This window comes from Anaerococcus sp. Marseille-Q5996 (assembly GCF_946893725.1).
Classification (GTDB): Bacteria; Bacillota; Clostridia; order Tissierellales; family Peptoniphilaceae; genus Anaerococcus; species Anaerococcus martiniensis.
The window spans coordinates 1-12,262 of the sequence record NZ_CAMPPE010000006.1 but is presented as its reverse complement, the minus strand read 5'-3'; the positions used below and the strand labels follow the sequence as shown (position 1 = coordinate 12,262).

The 12,262-nt window shown below is 31.6% G+C and carries 10 protein-coding genes; 9 read left to right on the top strand and 1 reads right to left on the bottom strand.

Annotated features, from left to right (window positions below; translation table 11 throughout):
* Positions 1-50 precede the first annotated feature (50 nt).
* Positions 51-2,288: a metallophosphoesterase gene (locus OC526_RS07665; RefSeq protein ID WP_262123268.1), complete on the bottom strand. Its 2,238-nt coding sequence runs from the start codon at positions 2,286-2,288 to the stop codon at positions 51-53.
* 186 nt (positions 2,289-2,474) lie between these two features.
* Between OC526_RS07665 and OC526_RS07660 the strand changes: the two genes are divergently transcribed.
* From OC526_RS07660 to OC526_RS07620, 9 genes are all read left to right on the top strand, one after another.
* Positions 2,475-4,244, top strand: a complete 1,770-nt coding sequence (locus tag OC526_RS07660; protein WP_262123266.1) for an ABC transporter ATP-binding protein — start codon at positions 2,475-2,477, stop codon at positions 4,242-4,244.
* An 82-nt stretch (positions 4,245-4,326) separates the two neighbouring features.
* Positions 4,327-5,094, top strand: coding sequence for a J domain-containing protein (locus OC526_RS07655; protein ID WP_316043781.1), 768 nt, complete (start codon positions 4,327-4,329; stop codon positions 5,092-5,094).
* Positions 5,095-5,120: 26 nt separating this feature from the next.
* Positions 5,121-5,900 carry a threonine/serine exporter family protein gene (locus OC526_RS07650; protein ID WP_262123264.1) on the top strand — a complete coding sequence of 260 codons (780 nt, stop codon included), beginning with the start codon at positions 5,121-5,123 and terminating at the stop codon, positions 5,898-5,900.
* Positions 5,901-6,371 (top strand): threonine/serine exporter family protein, encoded by a 471-nt coding sequence (locus tag OC526_RS07645; RefSeq protein ID WP_262123262.1) that lies wholly within the window; start codon positions 5,901-5,903, stop codon positions 6,369-6,371. It begins immediately after the preceding gene.
* Positions 6,368-6,853 carry a peptide-methionine (S)-S-oxide reductase MsrA gene (gene msrA / locus OC526_RS07640; protein WP_262123260.1) on the top strand — a complete coding sequence of 162 codons (486 nt, stop codon included), beginning with the start codon at positions 6,368-6,370 and terminating at the stop codon, positions 6,851-6,853. Before OC526_RS07645 ends, msrA begins: the two co-directional genes overlap by 4 nt.
* Before the next feature lie 65 nt (positions 6,854-6,918).
* Positions 6,919-8,085 (top strand): ABC transporter substrate-binding protein, encoded by a 1,167-nt coding sequence (locus OC526_RS07635; RefSeq protein ID WP_262123258.1) that lies wholly within the window; start codon positions 6,919-6,921, stop codon positions 8,083-8,085.
* Between the two features lie 45 nt (positions 8,086-8,130).
* Entirely contained in the window at positions 8,131-9,774 is a 1,644-nt protein-coding gene (locus OC526_RS07630) for an iron ABC transporter permease (protein ID WP_316043780.1), read from the top strand.
* Positions 9,758-10,687: an ABC transporter ATP-binding protein gene (locus tag OC526_RS07625; RefSeq protein ID WP_262123256.1), complete on the top strand. Its 930-nt coding sequence runs from the start codon at positions 9,758-9,760 to the stop codon at positions 10,685-10,687. Before OC526_RS07630 ends, OC526_RS07625 begins: the two co-directional genes overlap by 17 nt.
* On the top strand, positions 10,684-11,889 hold the full coding sequence (locus OC526_RS07620; protein WP_262123255.1) for a glycosyltransferase family 4 protein: 1,206 nt from the start codon (positions 10,684-10,686) through the stop codon (positions 11,887-11,889). Before OC526_RS07625 ends, OC526_RS07620 begins: the two co-directional genes overlap by 4 nt.
* Positions 11,890-12,262 lie beyond the last annotated feature (373 nt).

Here is a 12,262-nt window from a genome sequence, read left to right as displayed (position 1 = left end):
AAAAAACAAACTCAGTTTTGATTCTGAGTTTGTTTTTTTGTTCTTATTTATTATTTTCTTTTTGTTGCAAATAAACCTGCTGCAGCAAGTGAAAGTGTTGCATAAACTCCTGTTAGTGTAGCTACACCTGTTTTTGGGTTATCAGATTTTTTATCTTCTTTTTTGTCGGATTTACTTTCTTTTTTAGCTGCTTTTGGTGCTTTTTCACCTTTTACTTCTTTAGCTGGTTTTTTGCCATCAACTGTATTTTCAGCTTGGTAGTTAAAGTTTGAAAGTCTTGTGTTAAGTACTTCTATAGCTGCATCAATTTCTTCTTGGCTTGTGTAGCTAGCGTTTAGTACTTCTTTTGCTCTATTGATTGCATCGTTGTATAGGTCTAAATTTTCTTTTGTATCAACGATTTTGTAAGCTTCAGCTTTTTGGATAGAAGCTTCTAATTTTGCTTTTGAAACTTCTTTTTGTAATAGAGGATTGTTGATAAATTCGTCTGTTTTGTGGATTGTGTAGTAATCTACAATTTTTCCATATGGATCCATTGTTTGGATGTTGAATAGATTTTTTGTAAATGTTAGATTTGAGAATAATTGGCTTCTATCATCTAAACTTCTTTCTACAAACCATTGGTCTTCTCCGATTGGGTTATAGAATTTTGCTCCACCTGATGCAGACATAGTAAGGAAAAGTGTTCCACGTGGATTTGTTACTTCTTTATTGTCGTAATCTAATTTGATACCATCAACAATTACTTTTCCATTTTTGTAAATTCTATTGTTGTAAGTTTCTGAGTAATTTTCTTTAATGTTAGCATTTTTGTCATCAGCATCTGTACCATAAGCATCTTTGAAAGATAAAGCTTGTTCTCCAGCTATCATGTGGCCAGTTCTTGTGTAGATATGATCGTGGCCGTTTAGTACAATATCAATTCCATTTTCATTAAATATTCTAACAAGTTCATGTCTTCTTTGAAGTATATCATCATCAGAGGTATGTGTTGCTGTTGAATATGGAGCATGGTGGAAGGATACCACTTTCCATGAGAAATTTTTGCCACGTTCTTTTGTAGCTTTTGCAATTGCATCTTTGATAAATGCTTCGTGTTCTTTAGAATCATTTACATTTGAGTTAATGTTTAAGAAAAGTGTATCACCATAAGAATAATAGTAGTCTCCAGAAACATAGAATGGAGTGCCATCTTCGTTTACCTTAGAAATTGAGCCTAATTTTGATTCGTTTGGTAGGTGGAAGTGGTCAGAAAAAACAGTGTTTCTTTGGCTGCCAGCTTTATCATCTACGTATGTTTCGTGGTTTCCAACAACAGTAGAGAATACTCTTTCTTTAAATAAATCATTATCTAAGAAATAATCATATTCACCTTCATAGTTTACAATTTCAACGTTATCTCCCATTGAAAGGTAAAAATGAGGATCCATTTCACGAGCTTTGTCAATTGATTTTGCAAAGTCTATCTTATCTTGGTCTACTTTTGCTTGAGTGTTTTTATTAAGTCCTTTTGAATCCCAAACACTATCTCCAGATCCTATTTGAGGGTCACCAAAGTAAGCAACTTTAAATTCGTTATTTTCTCCAAGAGCTTTGGTTTTTAGTGTGTATGTTTCTGATTTGTATGATCCTGATTGAACATAATAATTATAAGTTTTACCAGGAGTGATATTTACAATAGCAGTATAAGTGCTGTATCCATTTTTATCTCCAGTTTTTCTTGCTCTAGTAGGAGCATATTCTTTTCCATCAAAAACTAGTTTTGATTCTGTAACATCACCTTTAGCAAACCATGTTACAGCAATTTCATTTTCATTTTTACCGTTATTTACAACGATATTTTTGATTGGAGTAGTGATTGATTTTAGATTGTGATTTGCATATTCGCCATTTTTTTTGCCGTACTCACCATTTGTTTCTTCAAGTTTTTTGGCAACTTCTGGGTCAATATCTGTTACGTTTTTATCTTCTCCGAAAGTTTCTCTGTCAGTTTCTGTAGCTCTGTTGAATTTGTTTGTGCCGTCTTTTTCTCTTACATTTGCTTCATTTTTAGGAAAAGTTACTTCATCATCTGTGAAATTAAAGTAATTGTCTGAAGCATATGTAGTAGAAGTAAGTTCAGTTTCATAAATGCTGGCATCATCATGAACTTCATTGCTTTCTACAATTGCATTTTTATTTTCTAAGATTGCAGTATCTTCTGCTGCATATGTATTTTGAACTGGAAAAATTGCAGCACTTGCACTTGCGATAGCTAGGGCCAAAACTAATTTATTATTTTTTTTCATAAAAACCTCCATAAAATTTTTCAAAATTATTATATAAGATGAGTATTATAAAATTTATATAATATTGTAAACTTTGTGTAAAATTTTTATGCATTTATTAAAATATATATAAATAACACTTGCTAAGATTTATCTATAAAAAAGAGTACAATAATAATATTATTTGATTTTTATAAAGGAGGATTTATGCAGAAAAAAACTTATAGTAATAAGTATTTGATTAAAAAATTCTTACCCTACTATAATCCATATAAAAAGATACTTTTTGCTGACTTGTTTGCATCAGCCTTGACCACAGTTTCTCAATTAGTTTTGCCACTTTTGCTATCAAATTTAACAGACTGGGCCCAATTAGGACTACTTGATGCAAGCCGTGTGGTAAAAGTAGGAATTGTATATACAGTTACAAAAATAATTGAAGTAGCTGCAAGATATTTTATGCAGTCTTTAGGCCACATAATGGGGGCAAAAATAGAACGAGATATGAGGGCAGATGTATTTAATCATTTGCTAACCATGGACACAGAATTTTTTAACGATGCCCGTATTGGTGCTTTGATGAGTAGGATTACAACAGATTTATTTGATATTACAGAATTTTCCCATCACGTGCCTGAAGAAATGTTGGTTGGAGCCATTAAATTAATTTTATCATTTGTAGTTCTTCTAACTATAAATTGGAAACTTTCTTTAATAATATATATTATAATTCCAATTATGTTTGTAGTTTCAAGCCAAAAAAGAAAGCAATTTAGACAGGCTACCATGGAAGTTAAAAGACAAATTGGGGATATCAACTCTGGTGTGGAAGATACTCTTTTAGGTATTTCTGTTGTAAAATCTTTTGCCAATGAAGATATAGAAAAATCCAAATTCCAAACAAATAATGACAAATTTGTAGACATTAAAAAAGATAGGTATTTTGATATGGCTGGATTTTTCATGATTAATGAAGCCTTTGCTGGACTTATGTATGCAATCTTGATTTTTGTTGGTGGATTTTTTGTAATTAACGGGCAAATTAGTCCTGGTGAATTAATTGCCTTTACTATGTATTTGAATATGCTAGTTACAACTATCGAAAGACTTATAAATTTCACTGACGTATTTCAAGCTGGTACTACTGGTATAGAAAGATTTACAGAAGTTATGGAGATGGATAATTCTATCTTTGATCATGAAAGTGCAAATGAGCTAACAGATGTAAAAGGTAAGATTGATTTTGAGAATGTTTACTTCAAATATCCTGAGGCTGGGGAAGATGATCCATACGTCCTAGAAAATATTAATTTTTCTGTAGATGTTGGTGAAAATATTGCCCTAGTTGGTCCATCAGGTGCTGGTAAGACTACAATTTCAAAATTAATACCTAGATTTTATGATATTTCAAAGGGTACTATAAAAATAGATGGAGTTGATATTAAGGACCTAACCCTAGATTCCCTTAGAGATAATATCGGTATTGTCCAACAAGATGTTTATTTATTTAGTGGAACTGTAAAAGAAAATATCCGCTATGGTAAGGATGATTCTAGTGATGAAGAAATTGAAAGAGCAGCAGCCCTAGCAGGCGCAACTGAATTTATAAAAGACTTGCCAATGGGCATGGATACTCATATAGGTGAACGTGGAGTAAAATTATCTGGTGGCCAAAAACAAAGAATTTCTATTGCCAGAGTATTTCTTAAAAATCCACCTATTCTTATTTTAGATGAGGCAACAAGTGCTTTAGATAATAAGAGCGAGGCAATTGTCCAAAAATCTCTTGAAACCTTATCCAAAGGGAGAACAACAATTACAATTGCCCACAGACTATCTACAATTATAAATGCAGATGAGATTTTAGTTTTGACTTATGATGGCATAGTTGAACGTGGAAATCACAAAGAACTTTTGGATAAAAAAGGAATTTACTACAATCTATATAATAGTAACAACCAAGAATTATTTGGCTAAAAAGGATGGTTTTATAACCATTCTTTTTTTATTTTAAAGAAAGTGAAAACTTTGATATAATTTTAGGGAATGGAGAAAAATTATGAAGTTTTTAGGAAAAATCTTACACGGACTTGCAACAGGATTAGGTACATTTTTTAATGTATTGATTAATATTATGAATGTTATAGTTGTAACCTTTGAAGGAATCAGACAATTATTATTTATGATATTTGTATTTGGTTGTTCAACTATATTTATTTTCCCAATCATTCCTTTATTGTTACCAAAAGAAGTAATGTATTTTATTTTTGCGGTAATTTTTATACCGATTTTGGGACCAAAATTTATTTCTTTTTTAAGATACATAAACTACACCCTTACAGAATGGATGTATGATAGGGCAGATACCATGATTACTGGTCAAAAAGTTGGATACGAAAGCATTTCAGATTATTCAAATAAATATAAATATGAACAAGAGCAAATGCGTCGACGTCAGCGCGAAGAAGAAGCCCGTCGTCAACAAGAAGAAATGAATCGTCGTTTTGAAGAATTTGTTAGAAACTTTGGTGGTTATCAAAATTCAAGAACTTATAATCAAGGATACAATCAAGGCGGATATTCTGGATACACTGGTGTAAATAACATCGGTTTTAAGGAAAAATATGAAGAAGCTTGCGAGATACTTGGCCTTAGTGTAGATACTGATATTTACCAAGTTAAGCTAAATTATAGAAAGCTTGCCAAAAAATATCACCCAGACATAAATAAGGATCCAGGTGCAACAGAAATGTTTACTAAGGTAAATGAGGCTTATGAGTTTTTGACTGAGGAAAATATTAAAAAATATAAGCAAAGTTATTTATAGAACATAATTTTAGAAAAGGATAGAAGATGACTAATGAAAAAATTACTTCTCTGAAAGAAGCGGTAATACTTTCAGAAATTGCAGCATCAGCGGGGGCTTTGATGCTGGCAAATGGTGCTGAAATATATAGGGTAGAAGATACTGTTGAAAGAATAATCAGATCAAAGGAATCCATTAAGGATGTGGATGTATCTTCAACTTTTAATACAATTATAATTTCATTTTCTTATAAGGGCGAGATCCACACAAATATGCGTAGGGTAAGAAACCGTGGTAATAATTTGTTTTATGTGGATAAGGTAAATACATTTTCAAGAAATTTTACGACTGGAAAGTTTACTCTTTACGAAGCCCTTGAAGAAATTGCCATGATAAAAAAAGAAAAAAGTATGCCAACCCCTCTAAGAGTTTTTGGAGCAACTATCGCAGCAGGGTCATATTCGATTCTGCTTGGGGGGAATATAATAGAAACTATATCATCTTTTGTGATTGGGTATTTGGCCTTTAGATTTTCTTTATTTTTAGAAAGAAAAAAAATAAACTTTTTTGTTGTCCACTTTCTTTATGGGATGATACTTTCCCTACTAGCTCTTTTAGTAAATGAAATTACACCAGTAAGTATCAATATCCTTATCATCGGTGGTATGATGGCATTTGTACCTGGAGTTATGCTTACAAATGCAGTTAGGGATTTGATGAGTGGGGATGCTTTAAGTGGTATAACAGGAACAGCTATGGCAATTTTAATTTCAATTGCTCTTGCTGTTGGAGTAGCTACACCTATTTCTATATGGAGGTTATTCTAAATGTCATATTTATTACAATTTATAGCAGCAATAATGTCAACAGTTGGATTTGCCATAGTATTTTCAGCACCCATGAAAACTCTTTTGGTTTCAGCTATAAATGGGGGCATGGGTTGGATTGTATTTAAATTTGTAATTGACTCAACTGGTAGCAAATACATAGCAGTATTCTTATCAGCCTTATGCATAACATTTGTATCAGAAATGCTTGCAAAAAGGCTAAAATATCCTGCTTCAGTATTTATTATTCCAGGCATAATTAATCTTGTTCCTGGAGAAGGTATATATAATACCATGAGTTATTTTGTAAACAACCAGTCGGAGTTGGCCATAGCTAGTTTTTATAGCACAATTGTTGTTGCAGGATCCATATCATTTGGAGTCTTACTAGCCAGTTCCTTTTCAACATCACTTAAGAGTTTTAGAACAAGAAGTGTTAATCGTACCAATTATTTAAGGGGGAAAAAATGATCAAAGAAATCTATTTAGCAGGAGGATGTTTCTGGGGAGTAGAAGCATATTTTAAAGAAATTGATGGAGTAGCTGATACAGAAGTAGGCTATGCAAATGGTAAAAGTGATCAAACTAATTACCAAGAAATTAAATTCACAGACCATGCAGAGACAGTAGAAATAAAATACGATGATGAAAAAATATCTTTAGAAAAACTTTTAGAATATTTATATTACATTATCGATCCATTTTCAATTGATAAGCAAGGCAATGATAGGGGTCGCCAATACAGAACAGGAATTTATTCTAAAAATGAAGATGACTTAGAAATGGCTAAAAACTTTTTAGATAAAAAACAAGAGAAAGAAGATAAAGAAATAAAAGTCGAAGTGGAAAAACTAAGAAACTTTGTGATTGCAGAAGACTACCACCAAGATTATCTAGAAAAAAATCCTACAGGCTACTGCCATATAAATCTTAATGATAGACCCAATATTTAATCTAATCTTTGAATAAAAATAAATATAATATATAATAAACTTACTAATATTATTAAGGAGGAAATATGAAAAGTAATTTTATTAGTAAGTTTTCTTTTACACTTGCTGCACTTTTTGCACTTACAGCTTGTGGAACTAGTGAAGCACCAACAGAAGAATCTCAAACAAATGAAACAGCTGTTGAGCAAAATGTAGAAGAAGAGAATAAAGCAGAAGAAACTACAGAAGAAACAGAAGATGAAAAAGAAGAGGCATCTGAAGAAGAAACTGAAGTAGCTGAAGCTCTAAATTTTGAAGGAAGAACATTAAATGTAGTTGCAACAAGTGACTCATATGTACCACTATTTGATGAATTTACCAAAGAAACTGGTGCAGGTGTAGAATTTTTATCAATGTCAAGTGGAGAAGTTATTTCTAGAACAAAAGCTGAGGGAAAAGCTATGGCTGACTTATGGTTCGGTGGTGGTCTTGATGCATTTATGGCAGCAAAAGATGACCAACTACTAGAACAATATCAATCAGAAATGACTGATAAACTTCCAGTAGAATACAAAGATGAAGATGGATACTACTTCTCAAAAGGACTTACAGTTGTTGGATTTGTAGTAAATAATTCTATCCTTGAAGAAAAAGGACTAGAAGCCCCAAAAACTTGGAAAGACCTAGCAGATCCAAAATACAAAGGCGAAGTTATAATGTCAAACCCAGCTATTTCTGGTACAAACTACGCAGCCCTTAAAGGACTTTTAGACCTATATGGCAAAGAAGAAGGTTGGGAATTATTCTCACAAATTAATGACAACATTGACTTTTACTCAAAAAGAGGAAAAGATCCTCAAGAAAAAACAGCTCAAGGCGAATTTGGAATTGGAATTATCCCAGTTGACCAAAAAGCATTTGATGCAGCAGAAGACTATGGTCTAACAGTAATCTATCCAGAAGATGGAATTCCTTGGGTTCCAGAAGGAGTTGCAATCTTTAAAGATAGCGAAAATGCTGACATAGCAAAAGCATTCATTGACTTTATGCTAAGCGAAAAAGCTCAAAATATGATTGCAGAAATTGATGGAAAAGATACAAACCAACTGATAGTTCCAGACATTGAAGGATTAGATTTAGGCTTACCAAAAGATAAACTAATCGAGCAAGACCTTTCAACATTTGGATCAGAAAGAGAAGAAATCTTAAACAAATTCAAAGAAATTGCTGGAGACAAAGCTAGCGAAGAATAAGATAATACCAAGGCCTAGCCTTGGTTTATTTTATATGTACATATTATGAAAAAAACAAAGACAATTAATTTTTTTGACATTTTAATACAAATTATTTTGGCATTGGCGGTAATATTTTTTATATTACTGCCCTTTGTGAGCGTATTTAAGGAAAGTTTTATCATAGAAGGCAGTCTTGACTTTAGCTATTATAAAGATATTTTGGCAAATAAAAATATTTTGGCAAATTCCTTAAAAATGGGGATATTGACTTCTATATTTTCTTGTTTCCTTTCCACAATGCTAGCTATTTTTACATACCTAACTAGCAAAAAATATAGAAAAATAATTAATTTTATCCTTTTACTAACCCTTATCAGCCCGCCATTTGTAACAAGCTTAAGCTATATTACCCTATTTGGACACCGAGGATTTATTACTCATAATTTACTTAATCTATCCACAAATCCTTACAATATGTGGGGAGTGATTTTTATGCAAACTTTATCATTTATTTCTCTAAATTGCTTAATTTTGCTGGGATATCTAAAAAATATGGAAAAAGATGTAATAAATTCTGCAAGGAGCCTTGGTGCAGATACCAACTCAATAATATTGGATATAATAATACCTCAGCTAAAAAATGGAATTTTTACAGTTTTCCTGCTTAGTTTTTTTAAATCAATGTCAGATTTTGCCACACCATCTATTATTGGAGGCAAATTTAATGTCTTAGCCTTAGAATCATATTTTGAAGTAATTGCAAATGGAAATTTGTCCAAGGCCAGTGTTTTAAATGTTTTGCTTTTAGTTCCAATTATTATAGTTTTTTTGATAGTAAATTTTTTAAATAAAGAAAAATCCTCAACAGCAAATCCAAATAGTCTTTCTGAAATCCATGTTCAAAGAAGGGGATTTGTATATCAATTATTTAAATTTATAGGGATTTTAATCTTGCTTTTACTAGTAAGCCTTTATTTTTCAATTATCTTAAGCGCCTTTACAACTATGAAAAAAGGAACTTTGGTATTTTCTTTGGATAATTTATCCCGTGCCAAAAATTATATTAACGATGCCATGCTTAGATCTATAGGATATTCATTAATTTCAGCCCTTGTTGGAACTCTGATTGGTATGCTTATTGGATATTATTTAATAATTAAAAAAAGTAAGTTTATGAAAGTAATCGATTTAATCTCAAATATGCCTTATATAATTCCAGGTACATTTTTTGGTTTAGGCTACTTACTTTATTTTAAATCTCCTCCTATTATGATTATCGGAACAAGTACAATTGTAGTTTTAAATGTGCTTTTTAAACAATTGCCATTTTCAAGTAGGGTGGGCAATACCGCTATGAAATCAATTGATATAGATATGATAAATTCTTTAAGAGACCTAGGTGCAAATACTTTTTATGAAATTAAAGACGGCATAATACCAAATATTAAACCATCCTTGCGTATTTCTATGATAAATTCATTTACAACTACTATGACAACAGTTGGGTCAATTATTTTTTTAGTCTATCCAGGCAAGAAACTTTTAACCCTAGTCATGTTTGATGTTATAAATAGTGGAAGATATGGAGAAGGTTCTGTAATTGCACTTTTAATTATGGTCATATGTCTTATATTTAATGTATTAGTTAATTGGATTTTTGGAAATGGTAGCTTAAAAGAGAGGTTAGCCCATGTATTTAGAAATTAAAAATTTATCCAAAAATTATGGGTCAAATAAGGTTTTGGATAATATAAATATAAATTTAGAAAAGGGAAAATTTTTGTGCCTACTGGGACCCTCTGGTTCTGGAAAAAGCACAATCCTTCATTCAATTGGCGGATTCGTTGATCATGAGGGAGAGATAATTTTAGATGGCGAAGACATTTCAAAGCTAGAAGCCAACCAAAGAAAAGTTTCTACTGTTTTCCAATCCCTAGGCCTATTTTCCCATATGACTGTTTTAGATAATGTGATGTACGGGCTAAAATTCAATCAAAAATCATTAAATGCCAATGAGAAAAAAGAATTAGCCTATAAAACTATTGCAATGGTTGGTCTAAAGGGATATGAAAAAAGAAAACCTGCTGCTCTTTCTGGTGGAGAAAAGCAAAGGGTTGCGCTTGCTCGAAGCCTAGTTGTAAAACCAAAATTGCTTTTGATGGATGAGCCATTTTCTGCCCTAGATCAAAAACTCAGGGAAAAGATGCAATTAGACATAAGAAGAATTCACAAAGAATTTGATTTAACAACAATCTTTGTAACCCACGATCAAAGCGAGGCTTTTAAGATGGCTGATGAAGTTATAATTCTTAGCCAAGGTAAAATCATAGATCAGGGATCGGCACAAAGAATTTATAACAACCCAGCCAATAAAAAAAGCTTAGACTTTGTAGGTCAAAAAAATATAATAGGTAATACATTTGTAAGACCCGAGAAAGTTAAAATTTCAGATTATGGTGAAGAATTCATAATAAAAGACATCATATTCATGGGCAGCACCATAGAATTGTTTGTAGAAAACAAAAATAAAAAACTAAAAGTTTTGTTATTAAACGACGATTTTGACAAAAAAATTGGTGATCCAATTAAGCTTATTTATCAAATGGAGCAAATAAAATGAAAATATTACACGTACTAACCCAACTTCCAGCCAAAACCGGCAGTGGAGTATATTTTACAAATCTTATAGATAGCCTAAATAATCTAGGCATAGAAAATGCTGCAGTTTTTGGCACAGAAGAAATTTATGATAACAAAGTAAAGGCAGACATTTTAAAGCCCGTTTACTATAATACTGAATCCATGCCCTTTAGAATTTGTGGGATGAGCGATTTAATGCCATATGATTCAACAGTTTATAGCCAAATGACAGAAGAACAAATCGATATTCTTTTAGACAATTTCAAAAAAAAGCTATTAGAAATAAAAAAAGAATTTAATCCAGATATGGTTATATCCCACCACTTATTTTTAATAACAGACTTGGTTAGAGAAATATTTAAGGACACAAAAGTTATAGGCATTTCCCACGGTACAGATATTAGGCAAGTAAAACAACACAGCAAATTTTTAAAAAGACTAAATCACATAAAAGATCTAGATTATGTACTTACTGTTACTGACCAAGAAGATGAAGCTATAATAAATTTACTAGATGTAGATGAGAAAAAAATCCACAACGTAGGTGGCGGATACAATGAAAAAGTATTTTATCCTACAGAAGAAAAAATTAAGAAAGATACTATTGATATTGTCTATGCAGGCAAAATCAGCCAGTCAAAAGGTGTATTTGAACTAGTACAAACTCTACCAATACTAGAAAAAAAGTATCCAGAGATAAGGCTACATATGGTAGGAAATGCAGATTTAGAATCTTGCCACAAAATGAAAGAATTAGCCAATCATTCACCAAGACTAGTAATTTGCCATGCCCTTGATCAGATGAAATTAGCAAATCTTTTAAGACATGCAGATATTTTTGTCTTGCCATCATACTTTGAGGCCCTAGGATTGATTGCAATAGAGGCATTAGCTTGTCATAAATTAGTAGTAACAAGTGAAATAGAGGGGCTATATAATCTGGTGGGAGATAAAATAAAAGAAAATCATCTAATAGAATTTACAAAACTTCCAAGAATCTATGATGTAGACAAACCAGTCAAAGAAGATATACCAGCATATGTAGAAAGACTTAGCCAAAACATAGAAAAGCAAATTAAAAGGCTAGATAAAAATTTATTTACAGATGAAGTAAACGATGAAATACAAACGTTAGCCTGGGCTAATATTGGACAAAAAATATTAAAAGTAATAAATAATTAAAAAAAGTGTTGACAAGGATAAAATACCATGGTATTATATATCTTGTCGTTAACAAGCGACAAAGAACCTGATGATTTATCCTAAAAGTGGGTAGTCATCCATCAAATATATATTTGATGAGACAATAAAATAGTAATTAAACTTTAGCAATTAATTTGAGTAACCAAAAATTAGGCCTGTCCGGCCAGAAGATGACAAAGTGTGTCTCCACATCATGAGACCCACGGAGTGGTCGCAGGACGGAATGGCCGAGAAAATGATTCTTATCTATATTATATAGAAAAGGATAAATTTAAATCACGCATTGATTTTAAAATCAGTGTAAATGAAAAGAGCTTGAATCAAAAAGCTTTTATGAATTAAACTAAAAACT